This window comes from Streptomyces sp. NPDC018029 (assembly GCF_044327655.1).
GTDB lineage: Bacteria > Actinomycetota > Actinomycetes > Streptomycetales > Streptomycetaceae > Streptomyces.
In genome coordinates this window covers 965204-989644 of sequence record NZ_JBIRFV010000002.1, presented here as the reverse complement: position 1 = coordinate 989644, position 24441 = coordinate 965204, and the positions used below count along the sequence as shown (strand labels likewise).

Here is a 24441-nt window from a genome sequence, read left to right as displayed (position 1 = left end):
CTGGTCAAGGGCGACAACGTCTTCTTCGTCGCCACCGGCATCACCGACGGCGAACTGCTCCAGGGCGTCCGCTACCGCGCCGCCACCGCCTCCACGTCCTCGCTCGTCATGCGCTCCAAGTCGGGCACCATCCGCAAGATCGACTCCGACCACCGCCTCTCCAAGCTGCGCGCCTACAGCGCCATCGACTTCGACCAGGCGAGCTGAGAGCCCGGGCCGACGGCCCCGGCGGCCCGGCCTCCCGCGATGAGCCGGTGGTACGCGTACGCGGCGGAAGCCAGCGTCATGTGGTGGTGCCAGCCGGGATACGAACGCCCCTCGAAGTCACGCAGGCCGTAGTTCTCCGTGAGGTCCGCGAGGGCGGCGACCGTGCCGGACTGCGCCTGCACCAGGGGCAGCAGGTCGTGCAGCGGCGGGCGCACCAGGCTGGTGAGCCAGACGCGCCCGACCCCCTGGGCCCCGGGGCGCCGCCGGGCGAAGAGGCGGTAGACGCCGGGGGAGACACCGCGCCGTCCCGGCAGGCGCACCAGGGCGGAGACCAGGCGGTCGCCGCGCTGCGGGCCGTGCCGGAGTCCGGCCGCGGTGGCCACCGCCCCCTTGGGGGCGAGGAGTTGGAGGAGCCTGCCGGCGGTGAGCACCCCGTCGGGTGAGCCCGGTGCGACCACGCGCTGGCCCTCCGGTACGACCCGGAGGCCGTGCGGCACGGCGATCACGCAGTCGCGCCCGCGCGCGGTCAGTTCCGTGGCCAGGTGCGCCCCGGACGTCGGGTGGTGGCTCGTGTCGGCGACGACCGGCACCGGTTCACGGCGGCTGAAGGGGGCGAGCGAGTCGACGAGGTCCAGGGCGTGCTCCGCGGCGGAACAGTGCCGCACGGTCTCCGGGATGCGCGTCCGCGCACGCAGCTCCTCGTCCTCGTGCCACTCCTTGGAGAGCCGCAGCCGCCAGTCCACGGGGACGTGCGCTGTGTCCGACGAAAGGAACAGGCCTATTCCCATCTGGCAGTTGACCGTACGGCCGGTGGATCGCTCGAAGCGCTGGTGCACCCCGCAGGAGTGGCTGCCGCGCTTGGGCAGCACCGCGACGCCGATGGTCCAGGCACGCACCTGCAGGCGGCTCTCGGTCAGGCGCAGCAGCTCACGGCGGGCCGGCTCCCAGTCCCAGGGGCTCGCGTTGGCGAACTGGTGCAGGGACTGGGCGGCCGTCGGGCCCGCGTGCAGCTGGGCCGCGAGCCGCCTGACCGACTTCCTGCCGGGCGTGGTGAGCAGTCCCAGCACATAGGCGGCGGCCCAGCGCCGCTGATCGGCGCGGCGCAGGTGCCCGAAGACGGTCTCCGCGTACGAGCTGATCGACGTGTCCGCGATCAGCTCGGGCAGCCGGTGGTCCTGGAGCTCTGTCATGGCTTTCCCTCCCCGTGATGGCGCCTGACTCCGGCAATAATAGAGAACGTTCGTTTTCTTTTGAAGTCCCGGGGGCAGGTGGTCGCTACTTGGCCAACTTCAGTGCCCCCCGACAACCGGAGGGGCGACTTTCGGAAGTCGGCGTTGTCGGCGCTCCGCCCAGTGCCCACAGTGGCTGTGGCGTGCAGGACCGGAGCGGGATCTGGGACTCCGGGGAACAGGGAAGGGCGCGATGGTGAAGCAGGAACGGGCCGCGAGGACCAGGGAGGCCCTGGTCCGCGCGGCGGCCCGCGAGTTCGAGCACACGGGGTACGAGGGCACATCCCTGGGCCGCGTCGCCCGGTCCGCCGGCATCTCGGTCGGCGCCCTCACCTTCCACTTCGCCTCCAAGGCAGGTCTCGCCCAGGCGGTGCGGACGCGCGGGGACGCCGCCGTCCGCGCGTGTGTGGCACAAGCGAGCACGGCCACGACACCGCCGCTCGACACCGTGGTCGCGCTGACGCTCGATCTGGCGCGGCTGCTCGAACGGGACGAGGTGGTGCGGGCGGCGACCCGGCTGTGGCGCGAGCTCCCCGACGAGGACGGCACGTGGTCCGCGCTCTGGCTGCCCACGGTGGCCGAGACCCTGGCCCGCGCGGACCGGGGTGGACTCGGCCCCGCCGTCAACGAGGACGACGTGGTCCTCCTCGCCGAATACCTCCTGGCCGGCGCGGAGTCCCGCCTCTCGGGGCGGCTGCACGGTGTGCCGGGCGGCGGCGAGGACGCGGGTGCGGGTGCCGGTGAGGGGGAGAGCGGCGGCAGCGTGGAGCGGCACCTCTCCCGCCTCTGGGCGCTCGTCCTCCCGGGGCTCTCCGCCTCGTCGTAGTACGGCGGACGCGCGCAACGGCCGCCGTGAGCAAGGCTGTTGACCCGAGCGGTCGACGCGCGGGCGGCGACGCGCAAGCGAAGAGATCCAAGACCCGGCGGGCCGACATGGCGCCGCCACCGTGCGGCCGCGGCGCGCACGGCAGTTGGTCCGGCACGTATCTGGAAGGTGGGTCGGTGAGCAGACGGAGTGAACCCGCTGTCCTCGCACGCGAGTCGGCTGTCCCCTGGGGCGGACCCGGCGGCGGACCGGCATGGGGGAGGGGCGGCGGGCAGCCGCGACGGGCGTCCGGCGGCCTGCTGCGGGCGACGGGGCACGGGGTGCCGCACGAGCGCCCGGGCGGACGCGACCGCGACGTGCTCGCCGTGGACGACCTCCTGGAACGGCTGCGGGAGGACGGTGACACGGACGCCGTCGGACTGCGCTTCCTGCCGGCGCTCGACCGGCTCCTGCGCTCCCTCGACACCGAGGCCGACCTGCACGCCGAGGGCCGCAGGGCCGCCCGCTCCGAGCTGCTGTCGGCCCTCCAGAAGCAGCAGCAGATGATCCGGCTGCTGCGGGACCGGCCCGAGATCGCGCTGAACGACATCCGGGCCCCGCTCTTCGTCACCGGGCTCCCGGGCAGCGGCGCCGCGATGCTGCACAACGCCCTCGCGGAGCACCCCTGCCTAGACGCCCCGACCCTGGCCGAACTGCACGACCCGGCAGGCCGCCCCGCCACCCTCCGGCAGCGCCGCGCCGCACTGGACCGCGCCGGGAGCATTGCGCGGAACCTGACGCGCGCCACCGCTGGACGGGGCTCCGGGCTCCTCGTCGGCGCCACCCGGCCCGGCGGCTGCCACCGGCTTCTCGGCAACGCGTTCCACGGCATGGCGGCGACACTCTCCTGGCGCGTGCCCGGCTACGCCGCATGGCTGGAGACCGCGGACCCGACAGAGGCGTACGCGTTCCACCGTGCCCAGATCCAGGCGGTCACGTGGCGGATCCCGGCCTCCAGGCTCGTCCTGCGCGACTCCTTCCACGCCCGCGGTCTGAAGCAGCTGCTGCGGGTCTACCCCGACGCCAAGGTGGTCCAGGTGCACCGTGATCCGGCGGACACCGTCGCCGCGTGCGCCGGCATCGCCACGGCCCTGCGCGGACGGACGGCCCGTCAAGTGCGGCCCGCCGGGCAGGAGTGGGCCGACCGTGTCGAGCGCCATCTCGTGGCGGCCGAGCGGGCGCGGCTCGACGTGCCCCGGGGGCGGCTGCTGGACATTCGCTTCGACGACCTGGTGGCGGACCCGGCCGGGCAGGTGCGTGCCGTGCTCGCCTTCGCCGGCGTCACCGCGACGCCGATGTTCGACCGGGTGGCGTCGACGTTCATCGACGGAACGGCCCGCGAGGCACGCCGTGCCCGCCCCTTCCAGCCCGCCGAATTCGGTCTCTCCCGCCGGGAGTTGACCAGCCGCTTCGCCCTGTACCGGGCGAGGTACGGGGTCTGAGCCCCCCTGAAGCCCCTACACGTACGCAGACACACGTACGCAGATACACATACGCAGACTCGAGAAAGCGAGTGCCGTCGGTGACCGTGGAAATTGACCGGGCGACGACCCTGGACTTCGACCAGGCGACGCGACCGCCCCTGCGGGCGGCGCCCGAAAGCGCCGAACCGGCCGTCCCGACCTGGCGGCTGGCGCTCACCGTGGGCGTCGTCGCCCTGGGCGGGCTGCTCTTCGGCTTCGACACGGGCGTCATCTCGGGCGCCCTGCTGTTCCTCAAGGAGGACTTCCACCTCACGTCGTTCCAGGAGGGCGCGGTCATCTCTTCCTTGCTCCTCGGCGCGGCGGCCGGCGCACTCTGGAGCGGTGCCCCCGCCGACCGCTGGGGGCGCCGCAAGACACTGATCGCCGTCGCCGCCACCTTCACCCTAGGCCTCGCCCTCGCCACCCTGGCCGCCGGCTTCTGGACCCTGGTGGCCGCGCGGGTGATCCTCGGCGTCGCCGTGGGCTCCGCGTCCTCGCTCGTCCCGCTGTACCTGGCCGAGGTGGCGCCGCCCAGGCTGCGCGGCCGCCTCATCACGGTGAACCAGATCCTGCTCACCGCGGGCATCCTCGTCTCGTACCTGATCAACCTCTGGTTCGCCGGGGACGCCAACTGGCGTGCGATGTTCGGCGTGGGCCTGGTCCCGTCCGTCCTGATGCTGGCCGGCCTCTTCTTCGTGCCCGAGAGCCCCGTGTGGAGCGAGCGGAGGCGACGCGCCGGGCTCCGGGACCAGGGGGCGAGCCGGGGTGACGGGCCCGCCGCGTCGGGCGCAGGCCCCGCCGCCCCGCGCGGGATGCTGGCCGAGCCCGTCGTGCGGCGCGCGCTGCTGATCGGCGTCACGATCGGGGCGGTGCAGCAGTTCGCCGGGATCAACACGATCATCTACTACGCCCCCAGCATCATGCAGCGGGCCGGCCTGCCGGCCACCAACTCGATCATGTACTCCGTCGCCATCGGCGTGGCCAACCTGCTCATGACGGTCGCCGCGATCCCGCTGGTCGACCGGGCGGGCCGCAAGCCGCTCCTCGTCTTCTCCCTGATCGGCATGGCGGCGGCGCTCGTACCGCTCGGCTGCGCCCTGAACGGGGCGTTCGGCGGGGCCTCGCACGGGGTCAGCCTGGTCTCCATGGGGCTCTACGTGTCCGCCTTCGCGGTCGGCATCGGCCCGGTCTTCTGGATCCTCGCCGCGGAGATCTTCCCGCCGGCCGTGCGCGCCAGGGGCGTGGCGCTGTGCGTCCTCGTCAACTGGTCCGCCAACTTCGTCGTGGGCCAGCTCTTCCTGCCCGCGGCCGACCTGTTCGGCGAGGCCGCCGTCTTCTGGTGCTTCGCCGCGGTCTGCGCCGGTGCCCTGGTCTTCGTGGTGCGCGTGGTCCCCGAGACGAAGAACCGCTCCTTCGCCACGATCCAACGGGACCTGACGGCACGCGCAAAGCAGCTTTAACCCTTGCATCAGCATGCATTGACCCATGCATTGACCCTTCGGAGGTTTCCATGGCGACGAACGTCGCACCCCTGGGCAGTACGCCCCTCGGCAGCAAGCTCCCCGGCCCACCCACCGACCCCAAGGGCTTCGCCCGGCTGCCGTCCCTGACCGGTCTGCGCTTCATCGCCGCCATGATGGTCTTCCTCTTCCACGCGTCCCTGACGACGGAGCCGCCCCTGAACCCCTTCAGCGGTGGCGTCTCCGACTTCTTCCACGCGGCCGCGAGCAAGACGGGGTGGATGGGCGTCACCTTCTTCTTCCTGCTCAGCGGCTTCATCCTCACCTACTCCGCACGCCCGGACGACACGCCCCGCAGATTCTGGCGCCGCCGTCTCGTCAAGCTCTACCCCAGCCACGTGGCCGGCTGGATCGGGGCGATGGTGCTGTTCGCCGGGGCGACCGCGACCTGGCAGCAGTGGCTGCCCAACCTGCTCCTGCTGCAGACGTGGATCCCGGACTACCACACGTACCTGAGCATCAACCCGCCGAGCTGGTCGCTGTCCTGCGAGGTCTTCTTCTACCTCTGCTTCCCCCTGCTGCACCGGTGGATCGCGCGGATCCGCCCCGAGCGGCTGTGGGCGTGGGCCGGCGGCCTCGTCGTCACCATCACCGCGATCCCGGCCCTCGGCTACCTCCTGCTGCCCGACGGCACCATGTCCAACGGCTTCCCGGTCTCCGAGGTCCAGTACTGGGCCGTCTACATGCTGCCGCCGGTGCGCACCCTCGACTTCGTCCTCGGCATCGTCATGGCGCGCATCCTCATGACCGGCCGCTGGATCGGCCTGGGGCTGCTGCCCGCCTGCGGTCTCGTCGTCGTGGGCTACGCGATCGCCAACGCCACGCCCTGGCTCTTCGGGCTCAACGCGGCGGCACTCGTCCCGTTCGCGCTGCTCATCCCCGCCGTCGCCGCCACCGACCTGCGCGGCGACCGCTCGCCCTTCCGGGGCCGCGTCATGGTGTGGCTGGGCGAGGTGTCGTTCGCCTTCTACATCGTGCACAACGTCCTGCTCGTGTACGTCCGTTCGCTGATCGGCGAGACGCGCCAGTTCGGGCCCGCCGGCGGCCTGGGCGTCATGGCCCTGTACTTCGTGGTGTGCCTCGGCTTCGCGTGGCTGCTGCACAAGGGCGTCGAGATGCCGCTGATGCGCAGATTCGCCAAGCCCCGCGCCGAGCGGCGGTCCCGCGCCGTCCCGCAGTAGGCGCGTCTCCCGGCGAGCGAGCCGGCGCACCCCGCTCAGGGGAGCGCCGGCTCGCTCGTTTTCCGCGCGCCCTGGCCCTTGCCGCCCCGCTGTCCTATGCTTGCAAAGGCAAGTATTCACTGCTGTGACGACACCGTGGGGCGCGGAATCGCCTCAAGGGGGCCGGGGTCCGGGCGCAGGCGGAGGACAGGACGGTGAGGGACGGCATGGCGACTGCCGCACGCGGACGACTCGGTGGCGAACTCGAGCTGTGGAGGCAGCTGCTGCTTCTGGTGAACGGGGTGAGTACGACCCTCGACAAGAAGCTGCAGCGGCAACACGGCGTCACCGCTTCGGAGTTCACGGCCCTGTCGGTCCTGGCCCGTGGCGCGCTGCGCATGCAGGAGCTGGCCGACTCGGTGGGCTCCAGCCAGTCCACGATGAGCCGCCTCGTCAGCCGCCTGGAGAACGAGGGCCTCGTCGCCCGTACGGTCGGCGAGGAGGACCGGCGCGTGATGTTCGCGCACCTCACGGCGGAGGGCCGCAGACTCGTCGGCCAGGCGCAGGGCACGTTCACCAAGGAGCTGGCGCTCGCGCTCGACATGGCCGCCTTCGAGCCGGAGACGGCGTCGTTGGTCAACCGGCTCCGGCACACCCCGACGCCTCCCGCGTCCTAGGAATTAGGACCAGGTACTAGGACCAGGTACTAGGACCAGGACACGACAGAGCCCGGTGGGGGCGGCCCGAGCCGCCCCCACCGGGCTCTGTGCGAACGTGCGAGCTACCCGCCGGGTCAGGCCGCGGCGGTCGCGGCGGCCTCGCCCTCGGTGCCGTCCGTGCCCGCGGTGTCGTCCGCCTCCAGGAACTCCTGGACCAGCTCGGCCAGTTCGGCGGGCTTCTCGAAGACCGCGAAGTGACCCGCCTCCAGCTCGGCGTACCGGCTGCCCTTGATCGCCGCGTGCAGCGCGCGGGAGTGCTCGACCGGAATCATGTTGTCGTGCGTGGCACCGATCACCAGGGTCGGCGCGGTGATCCTGGGCAGGTACTCGGTGATGTCGAGCTCCAGGTTGAGCGCGATCTGCCGGCCGATGCCCGCGGGGACGCCACCCGACACCATCTCCTCGACGCCCGCGACGCCGAAGGAGTTCACCTGCTGCGTGGTCCAGCCGTTCAGCTGCAGGAACCGGCCGAAGGTCTCGTGGTCGAGCTGGTCGAGGCGGTGCCACAGGTCGAAGTAGAGCTGCTGGCGCGCGTCGTTCTTGATCCACCCCGTGAGCAGCACCAGACGCCGCACCTTCTCCGGGTGCACGGCGGTGTAGGCGGCGACGGCCAGCGCGCCCTGCGACCAGCCGAGCAGGTCCACCGGGCCCTCGGCGCTGCTGTCCTCGATCGCGGCGTCGATCTGGGCGATGAGCAGGTCCAGGGTCAGCGGGCCGCCCTCGTCCTCGGTGGCGCCGCTGCCCGAGTAGTTGGGGACGACGACGGTGCGGCGGTCGCTGAAGGTGTCGCGCAGCTGGTCGTACGTTCCCGCGTCGCCGCCGGTGCCGTGCACCAGGACGAGGCCGGGGCCGGTGCCGGTCTCGAAGTACTCCACCTTGGAACCGTGCGTGGAAGCGAAAGGCATCGCTTTCTCCTTGCTGTCGTGTCGCTGTCGTGCGGGAGGGGAGGCCGCGCCGGTGACCCCGGCGCGGCACCGCGGCCCGGTGAGGGACCGCGGAAGTCAGGGGGGCGGTCAGCCCGCGGAGGGCTCGACGGACTGGGCGTGGCGCAGGATGCCGCGCGGGTCCCAGTCGGCCTTCACCCGTTGCAGGCGGGGGTAGTTGCCCTTGTAGTAGAGGGAGTGCCAGGGCGTCTTCGAGGTGTTGTGCGCCGGGTCGCCGAGGTCGACGTCGGCGTAGTTGACGAAGCAGCCGTCGTTCACCCGGCCGGGCACGGGGACTCCGCCGGAGGCCCCGTAGACGTCCCGGTAGAACTCGCGCACCCACGACAGGTGGCGCTCGTCCTCCGCGGCGTCCTGCCAGAACGCGAGGTACTGCAGCTTCATCACCGAGTCCCGCTGGGCCACGGCGGTCGCGTCCGGCGCGACGGCGTTGACGCGGCCGCCGTACCCCGCGATCAGCAGCAGCGCCGCCGGGTTGCTGTAGTCGGTGCGGGTCAGGTGGTGGTACGCGGCCGAGAGCTGGTCGTCGGGGAAGCCCGCCCGCATGTACGCGGACTTGTCCTCGAAGCGCAGCGTGGGGTCACCGCCCGCGAACCCCGGCCACTTGGTGGCGTGCAGGAACGGCAGCCGCTGGGTGCTGACCCGCGGGGTGCCGGGCACCCCGGCGCCGACCGCGGCGACGAACGCGTCCAGGTCGGCTGCGGCCCCGGAGCGGGTGGCGTCGAGCTGCGTCACCATCGTGATCGCGCCCGCCGACCGGTGTGCCGCCTTGAGCTGGCTGAACAGGTCGAGGTGTGCGGCGTCGGGTCCGCCGTGGGCGACGAACCAGTCGCCGTAGTTCTTCACCAGACGCTTGAAGCCCGTCTGCGTCAGGCCGTCCCAGGACCAGGTGGCGGTGCTGGTCAGCAGCTCCGCCGGCGGGCGGGGGAGGAGCCCGGCCGGGTCGGAGCCGGTGGCGCCCGGCGTGCGCAGCAGGTACTTGGTGACGATGCCGAAGTTGCCGCCGCCGCCTCCGGTGTGCGCCCACCACAGGTCGCGCAGGCGGGCGTCGGCGGCGTCGCGGGTCGCGACGACCTTGCGCACGGTCCCGTCCTTGTCCACCGTCACGACCTCGACGCCGTACAAGTGGTCGACGGTGAGCCCGAACAGCCGGGACAGCGCGCCGTAGCCGCCGCCGACGATGTGGCCGCCGGCCGCCACCGACGGGCACGAGCCGCCGGGCAGGGTGACGCCCCAGCGCTTGAACAGGGTGCTGTAGACGTCGGAGAGCCAGGCGCCGGGCTCCACCACGAAGACCCGCCGGTCGGCGTCGTAGTCCACCGTCGTCAGCTGCGACAGGTCGATGAGGACCTTGATGTCGGAGCTGGTGGTGAAGTTCTCGTAGCAGTGACCGCCGCTGCGCACCGCCACACGCTTGCCCGCGGCGACGGCCTCCTTGACGGCGTCGACCACCTGGTCGGCGGAGGAGACGAGGCGTACGTACTCGGGCTTGCCGACCCAGCGCTGGTTGGTGCCGCGGATCAGCTCCGGGTAACGGGCGTCGTCGGGGCGCACGGTGACCGCCGAAGCCGCGGCGGACGCGGTGCGCGCGGCCGTGACCCGGACGGGCGCGGCCTGCGCGGGACCCGTGACGGGCAGTGTCGCGCCCAGGGCCGCGCCGCCTGCCACGGCGGACCGCCGCAGGACCTTGCGCCGGGTGAGCTCACTCATCAGTGCTACTCCAGAAGAAGTCGGGTGCCGCAGCTGGTTGCTGCAGCGGGGATGGCCGGGTCGTCGGCCTCAGTCGGTCGAGGCGTCGGCCGCGGCGGGAACGCGGGAAGTCGGAACGGGGGCCGGGGCGGCCGGGGCGGGCGCGGCGGCACCGCGCGCGGCGCGCCGGTCCTTCCTGAGCTCGCCGACCGCGACGGCCGTCGCGAGCCAGGAGAGGAGGGCCGAGGCGGCGATGACCACACGCAGCCCGAGGTCCAGGCCGAGGAGCTGGCCGCCGAACCAGGCGCCGAAGGCGATGCCGATGTTGAAGGCGCCGATGTTGATGGCGATGGCGAGCGTGGGCGCCCCGTCCCCGGCCCCGGTCAGGATGCGTGCCTGCAGCCCCGGCATGACGGCGAAGTAGGCGGCGCCGAAGACGACGAGCAGGACGAGCAGGAGCCAGGGCACGCTGCCGCCGAGCGCCATCAGGGCGAGGTCGGCGCCGAGCACCGCGAGGACGCCGACGAGGGAGGGCATCAGCGCCCGGTCGGCCAGCTTGCCGCCGATGAGGTTGCCGACGAGGGAGCCGCAGCCGACGAGCAGCAGCAGCCAGCTGACGGTCGAGTCGGCGAACCCGCCCATCGAGGTGAGGATGGGGTTCACGAAGGTGTACGCGGTGAAGACGCCCGCCATCGCCAGCGCGGTGAGCAGGATGGCCGTCTGGACCGTGCGGCTTCGCAGCACCCGCAGTTCGGCACCGACGCCACCGGACCCGCCGGCGACCGGCACGGGCGCGGCGGGCGGCCGCCAGGCGACCAGGGCGAGGGCGAACAGGCTCAGCCCGGCGATGCTCCAGAACGCCGACCGCCAGCCGAAGTGCTCCTCGAGGAGGACGCCGAGCGGCACACCGAGCACGGTGGCGAGGTTGAGGCCGACGGCGACCCGCGACACGGCCGAGGCCTCCTTGCCCTTCTCCGCCAGCGATCCCGCGACGACGATGCAGACCGCGAACAGGGTGCAGTGGGTGATCGCCGAGAGGACGCGGGCGGTCATCAGGACCGCATAGGTGGGGGCCAGGGCGGCGAGCACGTTGCTCGCCGTGAACAGGCCCATCAGGCCGAGGAGCAGGGGAGTGCGGGGCACCCGGCTGGTGGCGAGGGTGACGAGCGGGCCGAGGACCACGACGCCGAGCGCGTACGCCGTCACGAGCAGGCCCGCGTCGGACAGGGAGACGTCCAGGTCACCGGCGATGGCGGGCAGCACACCGGCGACGACCAGCTCCGCGCTGCCGACGCTGAAGACGCAGAGCATCAAGGGGAAGAGGGCAAACGGCATGGCTGTTCCAAGTCACGGGGTCGGGGTCGGGATCAGGTCACGTCACGACAGGCGCCTGGCTCGGAGCCGGGGCCCTGGCACGGGCGCTCAGTCCCAGGGCGAGATCAGCAGCTTGCCGCGGGAGCCGCCCGCCGCCAGGCGCCGGTGCGCCTCGCCCACCTCCGCCAGCGGGAACGTCGCGGCCACCCGCAGGGTGAGCACGCCCTCGTCCACCAGGGCGGAGAGCTCTTCGAGGCGCCGGCCGTCCTGCTCCACGAACGACATGCGTACGTCGATGCCGCGTTCCGCGACGGGCGGGGCCGTCGGCACGATCGAGACGGCGCGGCCGCCGTCGCGCACCCCGGCGATGGAGGCGGGCAGTCCCGCGGTCTCCAGGAGGGCGTCGGCGGCGCCGGGCGGCACGGGGTGCTCGTCGGAGTACGTCTCGTGGGCGCCCAGCGCGCGCAGCCGGTCGGTGTCGTCGGGCCGTCCGAAGGCGAGCACCTTCAGGCCGCGGGAGACGGCCAGTTGGACGGCGAAACCGCCGACGGCCCCGGTCGCGCCGGTGACGAGCACGGTGCCGCCCGCCGGCGGGGCGAGGGCTTCGAGCGCCTGGTGGGCGGTGAGCCCGGCGAGCGGCAGCGCGGCGGCGTGCGGGAGTTCGGCGGTGCTCGGGGCGGGCGCGGCGAGTGCGGCGTCGAGCGCGACGTACTGCGCGTGGGTGCCCACCCCGGTGGCCATCTGGGCCGACATGGCGACGACCCGGTCGCCCGCGGTGAAGCGGTCCACCTCGGGGCCGCACTCCTCCACGACGCCGGAGAGGTCCCAGCCGAGGATCATCGGGAAGCCGTGGCGGATGTTGCCGGCCGCCGCCCCCGAACGCACTTCGAGGTCGACCGGGTTCACCGCCGACGCCGCGACGCGGACCAGGATCTGTCCCGGCGCGGGCGTGGGGCGGGGCAGCTCGGCCACGGTCAGCAGTTCGGGGCCCCCGTAGCGGGGAAGGGAGCTGGCACGCACGTGTGTCCTCCTGCAGATATGTGATTACGGGAGAACGTAGCAGTCGTTCTGTTCTTCTCTCGCGCCCTGGCGGGCCATGCGTTGCTACTTCGCCAAGTCCAGGAAATGGCCGATCGGCCTTGCGAGTGATTGCTTGAGAATGCATAGATTAAGTCGCTCTCCAGCACCGAGAGCCTCTCTTCGCATCGCTTACCGCACCGCTTACCGAACCACTCTCCGAACCAGTTGAGGTGATCCGTGTCCGGCAACATTTCGGCGCTTCTGGGCCGACCCAGCGAGCGCGCCAACGCCACCGAGTACGGGGCGGCCGGCTCCGCCGGTGACGCAGTCGTCGCGGCGCAGCCCGGCGCGGGGCTGTACGCCTACAGCGAGCGCATCGACGCGTGGGTGGTCCGCACCGCCAAGCCGGTCAGCTACGAAGTGCGCGTCGCCGACGGCCTGTTCGACTTCGAGCGCACGGACCTGCTCGAACCGGCGGCCGCTCCCGGCAAGCGCCTGCGCCGGTTCGTGGTGCTCGACTCCGACGTCGACCTGCTGCACGGCAACCGTATCCGAGCCTACTTCGACTACCACGACGTCGAGCACGTCATCTGTGTCGTCCCCGCCGACGAGACCGTCAAGAGCTTCGAGACCGCGGCCCGCATCGTCGAGGAGCTCGACGCCTTCGGCGTGGACCGGCGCAGGGAGCCCCTCATCGTCATCGGCGGCGGCGTCCTCATGGACATCGTCGGCCTGGCGAGCAGCCTCTACCGCCGCGGCACCCCCTTCATCCGCGTCCCCACCACCCTGATCGGCCTGGTGGACGCGGGCGTGGGCGCCAAGACCGGGGTCAACTTCAACGGGCACAAGAACCGGCTCGGCACCTACTTCCCTGCCGACCTCACCCTCCTGGACCGCACCTTCCTCGCCACGCTCGACCGCCGGCACATCGGCAACGGCCTCGCCGAGATCCTCAAGATCGCCCTGATCAAGGACGCGCGGCTCTTCGACGTCCTGGAGCGCTACGGCCCGCTGCTGCTGAACGAGAAGTTCCAGGGCGAGAGCGAAGCGGGCGAGGACGCCGCGCGCGAGGTCGTGCGCCGCGCCATCCAGGGCATGCTCGAAGAGCTGCAGCCCAACCTGTGGGAAGCCAAGCTGGAGCGCTCGGTCGACTACGGGCACACCTTCAGCCCGACCGTCGAGATGCGCGCCCTGCCCGCGCTGCTGCACGGCGAGGCCGTCTGCGTCGACATGGCCCTCACCACGGCCCTCGCCCGGCGGCGCGGCCTGATCGACGACGTGGACGCACAGCGCGTCTACGACGTGATGCACGCACTGGAACTGCCCGCCTGGGACGACCTCCTCGACCAGCCGGAGCTCCTCACCGCCGCGCTGCGCGACACCGTCCGCCACCGCGACGGCCGGCAGCGCCTCCCGCTCCCGGTGGGCATCGGCGACGTCACCTTCGTCAACGACCTCACCGAACAGGAACTGCTCGACGGCGTCGCGGAACTGCGCACAGTGGGCCGCCGCGTGGGAGGTCCGCAGCATGTCTGAGACCGCCTACGCGCCGGCCCCGGTTCGGGGAGTGACCTCCGGTGCCGCGAGAGCGATCTCCGGTGCCGCGGTGATCGTCGGCGATGTCAGCGGCCCCGCCGAGATCCATGGCGTGCACGGCACCACGGGGGTGACCCGCTGGAAGGCCCTCGCGTCCGGAGCGGATCTGCGCGGCGGCTGGGAAGCCGTCGAATGGGCGTGCGTCCCGCCGGGCGGCGTCAGCGGTGAGCACCTGCACACCCGGACCGAGGAGGTCTACTTCATCCTCTCCGGGACCGGCGAGATCTACCTCAACGGCACCGCCCACCCCATCGCCCCCGGCTCGCTGATCCTCACCGGCCTCGGCACCGTCCACGGCCTGCGCAACACGGGCGACAGCGATCTGGCCTGGCTGGTCATCGAGATGCGTTCGCCCCACTTCAGCGCGGCACTCGGCGCCGACGGCCCGGACACGCCCGCCGCCCCCACCCCTGTCTCTGTCTCTGCCCCCGCCCCCGCCAAGGAGGAGCGCCCGGTGCGCACCGCACGCCTTCACGACCTGCGAGCCGAGCGCTCCGTCTCCCCGTCCGGCGTCTTCACCGGCCCCATGCGGTCCGTCGCCCTGGAGACGGTCGACGCCTCGGGCACCGTCGAGCTGACCGCGGACGGGCGCGAGCACATGGTGTTCGTGGTCTCCGGCACGGGCTGGGTCGAGAACGGCAGCGGCACCGCCGAACTCCACCCGGGCACGGCCGTGACGCTGCCGCTGGGCACGCGGGCCCGCATCGGCGCGGACCGCGAGGGCGGCCTCGAGCTGTTCCACGCCGAGGTCGCCGTCGCGTCGTCGGAGGCCGCCCGGTGATCGTCAGCACACCCGCCCCGCCCTCCTTCCGCCTGCGCCCGGCCGCCCCGGACTCCGGTGGTACGGGCGGCACCTGGCGCTGCCTCGCCCGCCGGGGCATGTTGCACAGCGAGTGCGAGGCCTTCGAGCAGCTGTGGCTGGCCCCCGGCGCCACCTGGACGCACGAGCCGGCCCACGGCACCGAGGCCGCCCTCTACGCGGTCGCCGGATCGGCGTCGGTGCACACCGAGGCCGCGACCGGGCCCGGGGCCGATGACGGCGGCGGTGCGGCGGAAGAGCGCACGCTCGACGCCGGTGGCGCGCTGCTCGTCGGAGCCCGTGCCGCGGTGCGGGTCACCGCGGGAGCCGAGGGGCTCGACCTCCTCGCCGTACGCGTGCTGCCGGCCGACGTCGTCTCGCGACTGCCGGCCAGGGTGCCGGAGTTGCCGGCGCGTGAGCAGACCCCGATTTTCCGCCCGCCGATCGACGGCGGGCACTGACCGAGGAGCGGATACGTTGGCTGAACACCACGAAAAGGTGCTGCCTCCCACGGACGACCTGCTGTGCGGGCGCTGGCCGCACGGTTCCATGAGCGCTGCCGCGATCATGGACGCCAACAAGGTCGGCCAGGTGGAGGTGGAGATACCGGGCCCCGAGCTCGGGTACGTCCTGGTGGCCCCCACGACGGTCGGCATCTGCGGCACCGACCTCGAACTCCTGCACGGCACGGCCAGTTATGTGCGGGACGGCCGGGCCACGATGCCCCACGTGTTCGGCCACGAGTGGGTCGGACGTGTGGTGGCGATCGCCGGGAACTGCCAGTACTCACGGCAGCTGGAGATCGGCGACCGGGTCGTCGGGCAGACCATGCTCTCCTGCGGGGGCTGCCGCGCCTGCCAGCGGGGCCACCGCAACGAGTGCTCGCAACTGAAGGAAGTCGGCCTCTACGGACAGCAGGGCGCGGCGGCGGAGTTCATCCGGCTCCCCGCCCAGTCCCTGACGAAGGTCCCGCCGGGCGTCGACGACTTCGCGGCGGCGCTCGCGGAGCCGGCGGTCACGGTGCTCGCGGCGCTGGACAAGGTCGGGGTCTTCCCCGGCGAGCGCGTCCTCGTCTTCGGCACCGGCACCATGGGCCTGCTCGCCGTCCAGATGGCCCGCCGCGTGGCCGGCACGGTCGACGTGGTCGGCATCGACGACGCGGGCATCGGCGCGGCGCTGCGGATGGGGGCGGAACATGCCTTCCTGCCCGGTGAGGCGCGCGACGGCGAGTACGACGTCGTCATCGAGGCGTCCGGCGCGGTGCCTGCCCTCCTGGAGGCGCTGCGGGTGGCGGACGTCGGAGGCCGCATCGCGGCGGTCGGCGTGCCCAATGACCCGCTGCCGGCCGTCGACGCCTCCGAGCTGGTGCTGCGCGGCGTCACCATGACCGGCGTGCGGCACGGGCTCGACTACTACGAGCGCGCGCTGCGGCTCTTCGCCGAGGGCGTTCTCTCGGCGAAGGGCATGATCGCCGACGTCTTCGAACTCGCCGACGTCGACAAGGCGTTCGAGCTCCTGGAGAGGGGGCGCCGGGCCGCACCCAAGGTGGCCCTCTCACTGACGCCCCGCCCCTGAAGGGGCATGGCCGGCGACCGCCCCTGACGCACCTCCCCCGGCGGCGTCAGGGGCTCCCCGGCCCACCCCCTCCACCTCACCCCACTTCACCCCACCCACCACACCAGAAAGGGCACCCCATGAATCGCCCCATCGCCGTCGTCACCGGCGCCAGTTCGGGTATCGGCGCGGCCGTTGCCGAGGCGCTCGCCGCGGCCGGCTTCGACCTCGTCATCGGTTACGGACGGCAGGCGGCCGCGGCCAAGGAGATCGCCGACGGGCTCGCCGTACGGCACGGCGTACGGGCCGAGACCCTCGGGCTCGACCTCACCGACCCGGCAGCGGCGGGGGAGACCCTGCGGGCCTGCGTCGAGACGCTCGGCGGCATCGACGTACTGGTGAACAACGCGGGCCTGAACCGACGCGCGACCGTCGTCGAGGAGACCCTCGAGGACTGGCAGCGCATCCTCGACGTCAATCTGACCAGCCCGTTCCGGCTGAGTCAGATCGCGGCCGCGCGCATGATCGAGCAGGGCCGCGGCGGGCGCATCATCAACATCACCAGCATCCACGAGCACATCCCGATCGGGGAGGGCAGCACCTACTGCGCCGCCAAGGGCGGCCTGGGCGCGCTGACCAAGGCGATGGCGCTGGACCTGGCCGAGCACGGCATCACCGTGAACGCCGTGGCGCCGGGCGAGACCGCCACCCCGATGAACAACGTCCCGGCCGGCATGGACGCCGCCGAGATCGCCCGTCCTGCCATCCCCGCGGGCCGCCCCGGCCGCCCGGACGAGGTCGCCGCCCTCGTCGCCTACCTGGCGTCGCCCGCGGCCGCCTACACCACGGGCACGTCGACCCTGATCGACGGCGGCATGGCGCTCTCCGCGGCGGTCGCCAACGCGGCCCACGCCGGCACCGTCTGACCCCCGCCGCCGCCCCTCCCCGCGTGCACCCCGGGTGCACCCCGCAACCCTGGAGCAGAGTCATGTCACCCACCGCCACGACGGCGCCCACCATGGAGACCACGGACACCCCGGCCGCCACGTCCATCCCCACTGCCCGCAACGTCGACCACTACGCCTACACCGTCGCGGACCTGGACGCGGCCGTGGAGTTCTGCACCACGGTGCTCGGCGCCGACGTCCTCTACCGGCTCGGCCCGGTCGAGGAGCCGGACAGCGACTGGATGGCCCGCCAGCTCGGCGTCCACCCGCGCGCGAGCGCGCACATCGCGATGCTGCGCCTCGGACCGGACAGCAACCTGGAGCTGTTCGAGTACACCGCGCCCGGACAGCGGCGCTCGGCACCGGAGTTCACCGACGTGGGCGGGCACCACATCGGTATCCACGTGCGCGACCTGGACGAGGCGCTCGCCGCGGCCACGCGGTCCCCGCAGGTCCAGGCCGTCGGCGAGCCCTGGACGGACGAGAGCGGCCCGGCGGCCGGCAACCGCCGCGTCCACCTGCTCACCGACTGGGGCATGCGCATCGAACTGCGCCAAACGGCGGCCGTGCTGCCTTACGAGCGGGAGACCGAGGCGCGCGTGTACCGGCCCGCGGGCGACTGGGCGCGCGGGCTGCCCGGCGCCCTCGGCATCGGCCACGTCGGCTACTCGGTGGCCGACCTCGACGAGGCCGTCGCCTTCTTCACCGGCCCGATGGGCGGCGAACTCGTCCACCGCACCGCCGAGTCGGTGGACGCCGACACGGCGCGGCGCCGGTACGCCGTGGCCGGGCCGTTCCGCAAGGACACCGCGGCGATCCGGCTCGGCCCGGTCACCACCGTCGAGCTCAGCGGCTTCGAGGCCGAGGGCCGCCGCACCGAGCGGCCACGCAACAGCGACGTGGGCGGCCACCACCTCGCGTTCTTCGTCGACGACGTCGAGCGCGCCGCCGCGTGGCTCGCCCGGACGGACGGCGCCGAGGTGCTCGGCGACCCCCAGCTGATCGAGGACGGCGGCCCGATCCACGGTGACCGCTGGGTCTACTTCCGCGGTGTGGGCGGTTTTCAGCTGGAGGTGCTCAACATGCCGCCCGGCATGCCGTACGAGCGCCACACGCAGGCACGCAGGTTCGGCCCGAGCCCGCGGTGGAGCAACCGCTGAGCCGCACGGGCCGAGGACGAGGACCGGATCAGGAAGGGGTGGGCGAGTGCGCTGGGACGACATCTACGTGGAGGGCGCGGCCGCCGAGTTCGGGGAGCTGCAGACCGGCCGTGAGGCGGTGGCCGCCGGCCTGCTGCCCGCAGAGGAGATCGAGCGGAGCGCACAGCGTTCCGTGTCGGTGAGCGTCGGGCGGAGCGGGCCCGAGCTCGCCGTCGCCGCGGGCCGTGCGGCGCTCGCCCGCAGCGGCCGGGACGCGCAGGACGTGGGGCTGCTGATCCACGCGGACTGCTGGTACCAGGGCTTGGAGTTCTGGAACACGGCTGCGTACATCCAGGACCGGGTGCTCGGCCACGGCGACTGCGTGGCGTACGAGCTGCGGCAGATGTCCAACGGGGGGATGAGCGCGCTGGAGAACGCGGCCGCGCGCCTCACGGCGGTCCCCGCCACACGGGCGGCCCTGGTCACCACGGGCGACCGGTTCGCCGACCCGGCCTTCCCCCGCTGGAGCACCGACCGGGGCCTCGCGTTCGGCGACGCGGGGACGGGCGTCGTCCTCTCCCGCACGCCGGGGACGCTGCGCCTCGTCGCCACGTCGTCTTACTCACAGCCGATGCTGGAAGGGCTGCACCGCGGTGACGAGCCGTTCCTGCCGAGCGGAAGCCAGGCGGGGCCGCTCGACCTGGTCGCGCGCAAGAAGGGGTTCCTGCGCGGGCGTTCCCAGGAAGAGGTCACGACGCGCAACGAGACGGGCATGATGTCCGCCGTCAAGAACTGCCTCGCCGAGGCCGGCGCCGACATCCACGAGATGGCGGCCGTGGTCGTCCCCTTCTTCGGCGCCCGGCTCTCCCAACTGCAGTGCCTGGCCCCGCTCGGCATACAGCCCGAGGTGACGCTCCAGGAATACGGCCTGACAGTGGGCCACTTGGGCGCCGGGGACCAGGCGGCCGGCCTGGCGAAGCTCCTGGCGGACGACGCGCTGGCCAGCGGCGACAGGGTGCTGCTCGTGGGAGTGGGCGCGGGCTTCAGCTGGACCTGCGCGGTCCTGGAAAAGAGCTGACGGAACGTCACGGCCCGGCGGTTGCGCGGGCATCGACGTGACGGGATTCGACGTGGGGAATACGAGGAGAGGGACGGGGCGATGAATCACGCCTGGAAGCGGTTGAGGGCCGAGGGCGTCGACGTATGGATCGACGTGTCGGCCACCACCGAGGGCGCGGCGCGCGAGGTCCGCCGCGCGCTCGCACAGGGTGACGTGGCGGGGGCCCGCATGGGCGCCCCACAAGCCGGTTCCGCGGCCGGGGCCGACCCCGCCGACGAGATCAGGAGGGCCTGCGACCACCTGCTGCCGCGGCACCGGGCGAGCGGCGGAGCCAGGGGCCTGGTCTCCGTCCCGCTGCCCGCACAGCCGGCGGCCGGAGCCTCCGCCTGGGTCGCTCGGGCCCGTGCCGTGCGCGACGAGATCGGCCGCCCCAATGTGGTCGTCCGCCTCCCCGCCGAGGCGGCCGACACGGCGACCCTGAGGGCGCTGTGCGCGCTGGGCATCGCCGTGGAGGTGTCCGGGGTGCGCTCGCCGCGCCAGTACGGGCGGGCGGCCGCCGCCCTGTTGGCCGCACTGGACGGGTCGACCCGCTCGCCCTCCTTCATCTCCTTCGACGTGACCGGCGTCGACGCGGACATCGACGCCCGCCTGGACCTCATCGGCTCCGACGAGGCCAAGGCGCTCAGGGGCCGGGCGGGCCTGGCGTGCGCCCGCCTCGCGCACCGTACGCACGAGATGACGTTCTCCTCGGCGCGCTGGGGAGCGCTGGCGGCCGCCGGCACCCCCGAGCCGAAGCCGATGTGGGTGACCGGCACGGCTTCCCCGTCCCGCGCGGCCCACGCCGTGCAGGAACTGGTGACGAGGAGGACGGCCGCGGCGATGACCCCGGCCGCGGCGCACACCCTCGCGGAGTCCGGCACGGTGAGCGGCGACCGGGTGTGGCGGCACTACGCCGACGCCGAGCGGACGCTGGCGTACCTGGACTGGTTCGGCGTCTCGGTGGAGTCCTTGGCCACGAAGGCCCCTCAGGTCCCTGAGGCCCCTGAGGCCTCGAAGGCCACGGAAGTCCGGGCGGCCCGCGGCGTCGGCGCACTCCTCCCGACCGCCCCGGCCCCCCGGGCGACCCCCGCGGGTGCGACGACGTTCCGCTCCGAGGCACACCGGTCGCTGGCACCGGCCTGACAGGAGGTGCGGGGCGACGGTCGATAGCCTGCTGGGGGAAGTCTGTCCCCGGGCGTCCAACTCCCGTCCCGACACCAAGAATCAGCGAGGCAAGAGGTCCTGTGTTCACGACCCGACCGACCCTCCAGGGCACCTTCGGCATGGTGTCGTCCACCCACTGGCTCGCCTCCCAGTCCGCGATGGCCGTACTGGAGGACGGCGGCAACGCCTTCGATGCCGCCGTCGCCGCGGGGTTCGTGCTGCATGTGGTCGAACCGCACCTGAACGGTCCCGCGGGCGAGGTCCCGATCATCCTCGCGCCCGCCGGGGGTGAGGTGCGCGTGCTCTGCGGGCAGGGCTGCGCGCCCGCGGGCGCCACCGTGGCCGACTACCGCTCGCTCGGGCTCGACCTGGTGCCCGGCACCGGACCCCTCGCCGCTGCCGTGCCCGGGGCCTTCGACGCGTGGATGCTGCTCCTGCGGGACCACGGCACGAAATCGCTCGCGGACGTCCTCAAGTACGCCATCGGATACGCGGAGGACGGGCACGCGCCCGTGGAGCGGGTCGGCGAGACCGTGGCGACGGTACGGGAGCTCTTCGAGCGCGAGTGGCCCACGTCGGCCGAGGTCTACCTCCCCGGCGGCAAGCCCCCGCGCCCCGGCGAGCTGTTCCGCAACCCCGCGCTCGCGGCGACCTGGCGGCGGCTGCTGGCGGAGGCGGAGGCCGCGGCCGGTGCGGCCGGCGGATCGCGGGTGGCGCAGATCGAGGCCGCGCGTGAGGTGTGGCGCGGTGGGTTCATCGCCGAGGCGCTCGTGCGGCAGGCCGGGCGACCCACCATGGACACGAGTGGTGAGCGGCACGTGGGCACGCTCTCGGCGGAGGACCTGCGGGCGTGGAGCGCCTCCTACGAGGAGCCCGTCACCTACGACTGGAACGGCTGGACCCTGTGCAAGGCCGGCGGCTGGAGCCAAGGCCCCGCGTTCCTGCAGCAGTTCGCGCTGCTGCCCCGGACCGTCGACGAGCTTCCGGCGTACGGCTCCGCCGAGTACGTCCATCTCCTCGTCGAAGGCTGCAAGTTGGCCATGGCGGACCGGGAGGCCTGGTATGGCGACGCCGGGGAAGAGGGCGTGCCGGTGTGGGAGTTGCTTTCCGCCGAGTACAACGCGGTGCGGCGGCGGCTCATCGAGGACAAGGCGTCGTACCGGTTGCGGCCCGGAGCGCCGGGCGGGCGCGAGCCGCGGCTCTCCGCGCACGCGTACGCGGTGGCATCGGGAGAGGTGGCGGACCTCGAGAGATGGGGCGGTACCGCGGCCGCCGGGGCGGGGGAGCCGACGGTGGCCGGCGACGGGGGCACGCGCGGCGACACCTGCCATGTCGACATCGTCGACCGCTGGGGAAACATGCTGTCCGCCACGCCCAGCGGTGGATGGCTCCAGTCCAACCCCGTCGTGCCCGAGCTGGGCTTCCCGCTGGGGACGCGGTTGCAGATGGCGTGGCTGGAGGAGGGGCTGCCCAACTCCCTCACACCGGGGAGGCGCCCTCGGACGACTCTCTCGCCGTCGCTGGCGCTGAAGGAGGGAGTGCCGGTCCTCGCCTTCGGCACGCCGGGAGGCGATCAGCAGGACCAGTGGCAGGTGCACTTCTTCCTGGGGGTGGTGCTGCGGGACGCCGTGCGGGGCGGACTCGACCTCCAGGGCGCGATCGACGCGCCCAACTGGCACACGGAGTCGTTCCCCGGGTCCTTCCATCCGCGGGGCATGCGGCCCGGCAGCCTCACGGTCGAATCACGCACGGCTCCGGAAGTGGTGGAGGAACTGCGGCGGAGGGGGCATGACGTGACGGTGGGCGGTTCTTGGTCGGAGGGGCGGCTGTGCGCGGTGGCGCGGGACGCGGGGAGCGGGGTGTTGTACGGGGCGGCCAACGCGCGGGGGATGCAGGGGTACGCGGTGGGGCGCTAGCCGGGGTTCCAGGGGCGGTTCTAGGAGCGGGTGGCGGTCGCGCAGTCGTTGTCCGCGGGTGTCGATTCGATCGGCTTGCTGCGGTCGTACGGGTCGATCCGGCGGGACTCGTCGGCCGCTCGTCCGTCGGCCTTGTCGAAGGGCGGCTCGAAGTAGCCGGTCGGGGCGGAGCAGCCGCCGTTGGTCATGTCGAGCGTGTACGAGACGAGGGACATGGTGCCCGGTTCGGTGATGACCTCGGCCGGGTCGTCCCAGCTCATCACCACCTCGCGCCGCACGATCGTACGGAGGACCTCCGCGTCGTCGCCCGCCGGCGTGACCGGGTACACGAAGGTGACGTCCGCCGTCACCTCGACCGCACCCCGCTTCCCTTCCCGGTACGTGAGCCCGCCGCGGGTCTTCACGACATCACCGACCAGGCGGGTCTCCTCGGGCCGGAAACGGCTGAACAGGAGGAGAGGGTTGTTCTTGGACGTGGGTGCCTTCGCTGTCAGGGCGGTGCGGAGGTACTTCTGGACGTCCTTCTGGTGCGGGTTCACCACCGCGAGCGCCTTCTTGGGCCGCTCGCCGCGGAGTACGCGGGGGTCGAGCCCCGCGTCGACCATGAAATCCCGGCTCCGCTGAAGCGCTCGTTCCACCTCGGCGGCGTCCATCCAGCCGGTCGCCTTGGCCGTCGGCATCCTGATGCCGGCCGCCCCGTCGGCCCAGCGGGCGGCGGGCGAGCCCCGGAAGGGGGCGGTCCGGGTGGGCAGGTCCGTGTCGGCGGCCGACGTCGTCCTGTCATGGCCGGCGTCGTCGCCGTCGAACCAGCCGAGGATCTGCCGGGGGAAGAGTGCCGCGACCAGCAGGGCCACGGCCACCAGGAGTCCCGTCACGTACCGGCCCGTTCTGCGCCGGGGCCGGGGCGGTGAGTAGGTGCGCCAGCCCTCCGGCCGCTCGGAGCGCAGCCGGCGCTCCACCTCACGGGCGCGTGCCGACGGCTCCACCGGAGCCCCGGCCCCGCCCGCCTCCGATTCCCGGAGGAACCGCTCCCACTCCTCGTCGGACACGGACGACCCGTCCTGCCCCCCGGCTCCGCTCACGCCGCACTCCCCATCTCGCGTGCCCCCTGATCGGTCGAACGCATGATCCCATGGGCTGTCGGGGTGAGGCGCCAGGGGTTCACGCGGGGTTAAGGGCGCGTTTGCCGGAGGCGTACGGGATGTCAGTGGGGCGTGCTCTCATGGGGGCATGATCGAAGAGTTCTTGGCGCACGGGGTGCGCGACGTGGAAGAGGCGCTCCGCAAGGCCGCCGCAGCGGAGGTCACCCCTCGTTTCCGGCAGCTCGCCGCGGGTGACGTCGTGGAGAAGAGCGGCCCGCACGACATGGTGACGGTCGCCGACCGCCGCGCGGAGGAGCAGCTGACCGTCGACCTCGCCGCCCTCCTTCCGGGGTCGGTCGTCGTGGGTGAGGAAGCGGTCCACGCCGACCCGTCGACGTACGAGGCGATACGCGGAGACGCGCCCGTATGGATCGTCGACCCGGTCGACGGGACGCGCCAGTTCGTCAACGGCGACCCGGGTTTCTGCATGCTCGTCGCCCTCGCGGTGCGCGGTGAGGTGTATGCCTCCTGGACGTACGCGCCCATGCTCGACCAGTTCGCCGTGGCGGTCCGCGGCCGGGGCGCCTGGCTGAACGGGCAGCGGCTGACGGCCGGCTCGCCGGAGGCGGGAGCGGACGTGCAGGTCGCCACCTCCCACCCGGACTACACCACGGAGGAGCAGAAGCGGGCCCTGCTGGGGCTGGGGGTCGACGGCGTGCGGCCGCGGCCGTGCGGCTCGGCCGGGCTGGAGTATCTCGCCATAGCCAAGGGGGAGCTGGACGCCATCGCGTTCTCGTGGGAGCTGGACTGGGACCACGCCGCGGGACTGCTGCTCGTGTCCGAGGCGGGCGGCACCGACCTGACGCTGACGGGGGAGCCGTTCCGTATCGGCGGGGGCAATGCCCTGCCCTTCACCGCGGCCCGTGACGCCGCCACGGCCCGCCGGGTCGCCGGCCTCCTCGCGGGCGCCGCCTGACCTGGCAGGGGCCCGGGAAGTGGGGCGGGTGCCCCGTCCTAT

At 72.9% G+C, this 24441-nt stretch carries 22 protein-coding genes; 16 read left to right on the top strand and 6 right to left on the bottom strand.

What is annotated here, in order from left to right:
• Window positions 1-207, top strand: a 207-nt coding sequence (locus tag ACH4D5_RS08555) for a fructose-bisphosphatase class II (protein ID WP_398299936.1), incomplete at its 5' end; no start/stop codon positions are given.
• On the opposite strand, the gene ACH4D5_RS08550 is transcribed toward ACH4D5_RS08555, so the two are convergent.
• A complete protein-coding gene (locus ACH4D5_RS08550) occupies window positions 174-1397 on the bottom strand; it encodes an IS701 family transposase (RefSeq protein ID WP_398299934.1) in 1224 nt (407 codons plus the stop codon). The two genes, ACH4D5_RS08555 and ACH4D5_RS08550, sit on opposite strands and share 34 nt — an antisense overlap.
• Before the next feature lie 232 nt (window positions 1398-1629).
• Between ACH4D5_RS08550 and ACH4D5_RS08545 the strand changes: the two genes are divergently transcribed.
• The 5 genes from ACH4D5_RS08545 to ACH4D5_RS08525 all read left to right on the top strand — a co-directional run bounded on the left by ACH4D5_RS08545 (window position 1630) and on the right by ACH4D5_RS08525 (window position 7121).
• On the top strand, window positions 1630-2262 hold the full coding sequence (locus ACH4D5_RS08545; protein ID WP_398299932.1) for a TetR family transcriptional regulator: 633 nt from the start codon (window positions 1630-1632) through the stop codon (window positions 2260-2262).
• A gap of 176 nt (window positions 2263-2438) precedes the next feature.
• A complete protein-coding gene (locus ACH4D5_RS08540) occupies window positions 2439-3743 on the top strand; it encodes a sulfotransferase family protein (RefSeq protein ID WP_398299930.1) in 1305 nt (434 codons plus the stop codon).
• Between the two features lie 80 nt (window positions 3744-3823).
• The gene (locus ACH4D5_RS08535; protein ID WP_398299928.1) at window positions 3824-5224 is read left to right on the top strand and encodes an MFS transporter; all 1401 of its coding nucleotides are present in this window, start codon (window positions 3824-3826) and stop codon (window positions 5222-5224) included.
• A 50-nt stretch (window positions 5225-5274) separates the two neighbouring features.
• Window positions 5275-6465 (top strand): acyltransferase family protein, encoded by a 1191-nt coding sequence (locus tag ACH4D5_RS08530; RefSeq protein WP_398299926.1) that lies wholly within the window; start codon window positions 5275-5277, stop codon window positions 6463-6465.
• A 206-nt stretch (window positions 6466-6671) separates the two neighbouring features.
• Complete coding sequence (locus ACH4D5_RS08525) at window positions 6672-7121, top strand: MarR family winged helix-turn-helix transcriptional regulator (RefSeq protein ID WP_398299924.1); 450 nt, start codon at window positions 6672-6674, stop codon at window positions 7119-7121.
• A 116-nt stretch (window positions 7122-7237) separates the two neighbouring features.
• Here the strand turns inward: ACH4D5_RS08525 and ACH4D5_RS08520 are convergent, their stop codons facing one another.
• The 4 genes from ACH4D5_RS08520 to ACH4D5_RS08505 all read right to left on the bottom strand — a co-directional run bounded on the left by ACH4D5_RS08520 (window position 7238) and on the right by ACH4D5_RS08505 (window position 12127).
• Window positions 7238-8068: an alpha/beta fold hydrolase gene (locus ACH4D5_RS08520; protein ID WP_398299922.1), complete on the bottom strand. Its 831-nt coding sequence runs from the start codon at window positions 8066-8068 to the stop codon at window positions 7238-7240.
• 108 nt (window positions 8069-8176) lie between these two features.
• Window positions 8177-9814 carry an FAD-binding oxidoreductase gene (locus ACH4D5_RS08515; protein WP_398299920.1) on the bottom strand — a complete coding sequence of 546 codons (1638 nt, stop codon included), beginning with the start codon at window positions 9812-9814 and terminating at the stop codon, window positions 8177-8179.
• 69 nt (window positions 9815-9883) lie between these two features.
• Entirely contained in the window at window positions 9884-11128 is a 1245-nt protein-coding gene (locus tag ACH4D5_RS08510) for an MFS transporter (protein WP_398299918.1), read from the bottom strand.
• Window positions 11129-11215: 87 nt separating this feature from the next.
• The gene (locus ACH4D5_RS08505) at window positions 11216-12127 is read right to left on the bottom strand and encodes an NADP-dependent oxidoreductase (RefSeq protein WP_398299916.1); all 912 of its coding nucleotides are present in this window, start codon (window positions 12125-12127) and stop codon (window positions 11216-11218) included.
• Between the two features lie 237 nt (window positions 12128-12364).
• Here ACH4D5_RS08505 and ACH4D5_RS08500 point away from each other — a divergent pair, with 237 nt between their 5' ends.
• The 9 genes from ACH4D5_RS08500 to ACH4D5_RS08460 all read left to right on the top strand — a co-directional run bounded on the left by ACH4D5_RS08500 (window position 12365) and on the right by ACH4D5_RS08460 (window position 22341).
• A complete protein-coding gene (locus ACH4D5_RS08500; RefSeq protein ID WP_398299914.1) occupies window positions 12365-13663 on the top strand; it encodes a sedoheptulose 7-phosphate cyclase in 1299 nt (432 codons plus the stop codon).
• Window positions 13656-14504, top strand: a complete 849-nt coding sequence (locus tag ACH4D5_RS08495) for a cupin domain-containing protein (RefSeq protein WP_398299912.1) — start codon at window positions 13656-13658, stop codon at window positions 14502-14504. The genes ACH4D5_RS08500 and ACH4D5_RS08495 overlap by 8 nt, the downstream gene beginning before the upstream one ends.
• A complete protein-coding gene (locus tag ACH4D5_RS08490; protein WP_398299910.1) occupies window positions 14501-14983 on the top strand; it encodes a hypothetical protein in 483 nt (160 codons plus the stop codon). Before ACH4D5_RS08495 ends, ACH4D5_RS08490 begins: the two co-directional genes overlap by 4 nt.
• A 16-nt stretch (window positions 14984-14999) precedes the next feature.
• Window positions 15000-16097, top strand: a complete 1098-nt coding sequence (locus tag ACH4D5_RS08485; RefSeq protein ID WP_398299908.1) for a zinc-binding dehydrogenase — start codon at window positions 15000-15002, stop codon at window positions 16095-16097.
• 119 nt (window positions 16098-16216) lie between these two features.
• Window positions 16217-17002 carry an SDR family oxidoreductase gene (locus ACH4D5_RS08480; protein WP_398299907.1) on the top strand — a complete coding sequence of 262 codons (786 nt, stop codon included), beginning with the start codon at window positions 16217-16219 and terminating at the stop codon, window positions 17000-17002.
• Between the two features lie 62 nt (window positions 17003-17064).
• The gene (locus tag ACH4D5_RS08475) at window positions 17065-18183 is read left to right on the top strand and encodes a VOC family protein (RefSeq protein ID WP_398299905.1); all 1119 of its coding nucleotides are present in this window, start codon (window positions 17065-17067) and stop codon (window positions 18181-18183) included.
• A 46-nt stretch (window positions 18184-18229) separates the two neighbouring features.
• Entirely contained in the window at window positions 18230-19240 is a 1011-nt protein-coding gene (locus ACH4D5_RS08470; protein WP_398299904.1) for a ketoacyl-ACP synthase III family protein, read from the top strand.
• A gap of 81 nt (window positions 19241-19321) precedes the next feature.
• Entirely contained in the window at window positions 19322-20404 is a 1083-nt protein-coding gene (locus ACH4D5_RS08465; protein ID WP_398299902.1) for a transaldolase family protein, read from the top strand.
• 101 nt (window positions 20405-20505) lie between these two features.
• On the top strand, window positions 20506-22341 hold the full coding sequence (locus tag ACH4D5_RS08460) for a gamma-glutamyltransferase family protein (protein WP_398299900.1): 1836 nt from the start codon (window positions 20506-20508) through the stop codon (window positions 22339-22341).
• Window positions 22342-22361: 20 nt separating this feature from the next.
• Here ACH4D5_RS08460 and ACH4D5_RS08455 read toward each other — a convergent pair whose 3' ends face one another.
• Window positions 22362-23423 (bottom strand): hypothetical protein, encoded by a 1062-nt coding sequence (locus tag ACH4D5_RS08455; protein WP_398299898.1) that lies wholly within the window; start codon window positions 23421-23423, stop codon window positions 22362-22364.
• A 148-nt stretch (window positions 23424-23571) separates the two neighbouring features.
• Between ACH4D5_RS08455 and ACH4D5_RS08450 the strand changes: the two genes are divergently transcribed.
• Window positions 23572-24399 carry an inositol monophosphatase family protein gene (locus tag ACH4D5_RS08450; RefSeq protein WP_398299896.1) on the top strand — a complete coding sequence of 276 codons (828 nt, stop codon included), beginning with the start codon at window positions 23572-23574 and terminating at the stop codon, window positions 24397-24399.
• Window positions 24400-24441 lie beyond the last annotated feature (42 nt).

Bases quoted from the DNA above. Each gene is read 5' to 3' on its own strand.
- ACH4D5_RS08550 (WP_398299934.1), bottom strand. From the start codon at position 1,397: ATGACAGAGCTCCAGGACCACCGGCTGCCCGAGCTGATCGCGGACACG.
- ACH4D5_RS08545 (WP_398299932.1), top strand. From the start codon at position 1,630: ATGGTGAAGCAGGAACGGGCCGCGAGGACCAGGGAGGCCCTGGTCCGC.
- ACH4D5_RS08530 (WP_398299926.1), top strand. From the start codon at position 5,275: ATGGCGACGAACGTCGCACCCCTGGGCAGTACGCCCCTCGGCAGCAAG.
- ACH4D5_RS08525 (WP_398299924.1), top strand. From the start codon at position 6,672: ATGGCGACTGCCGCACGCGGACGACTCGGTGGCGAACTCGAGCTGTGG.
- ACH4D5_RS08520 (WP_398299922.1), bottom strand. From the start codon at position 8,068: ATGCCTTTCGCTTCCACGCACGGTTCCAAGGTGGAGTACTTCGAGACC.
- ACH4D5_RS08515 (WP_398299920.1), bottom strand. From the start codon at position 9,814: ATGAGTGAGCTCACCCGGCGCAAGGTCCTGCGGCGGTCCGCCGTGGCA.
- ACH4D5_RS08510 (WP_398299918.1), bottom strand. From the start codon at position 11,128: ATGCCGTTTGCCCTCTTCCCCTTGATGCTCTGCGTCTTCAGCGTCGGC.
- ACH4D5_RS08495 (WP_398299912.1), top strand. From the start codon at position 13,656: ATGTCTGAGACCGCCTACGCGCCGGCCCCGGTTCGGGGAGTGACCTCC.
- ACH4D5_RS08480 (WP_398299907.1), top strand. From the start codon at position 16,217: ATGAATCGCCCCATCGCCGTCGTCACCGGCGCCAGTTCGGGTATCGGC.
- ACH4D5_RS08475 (WP_398299905.1), top strand. From the start codon at position 17,065: ATGTCACCCACCGCCACGACGGCGCCCACCATGGAGACCACGGACACC.
- ACH4D5_RS08465 (WP_398299902.1), top strand. From the start codon at position 19,322: ATGAATCACGCCTGGAAGCGGTTGAGGGCCGAGGGCGTCGACGTATGG.
- ACH4D5_RS08450 (WP_398299896.1), top strand. From the start codon at position 23,572: ATGATCGAAGAGTTCTTGGCGCACGGGGTGCGCGACGTGGAAGAGGCG.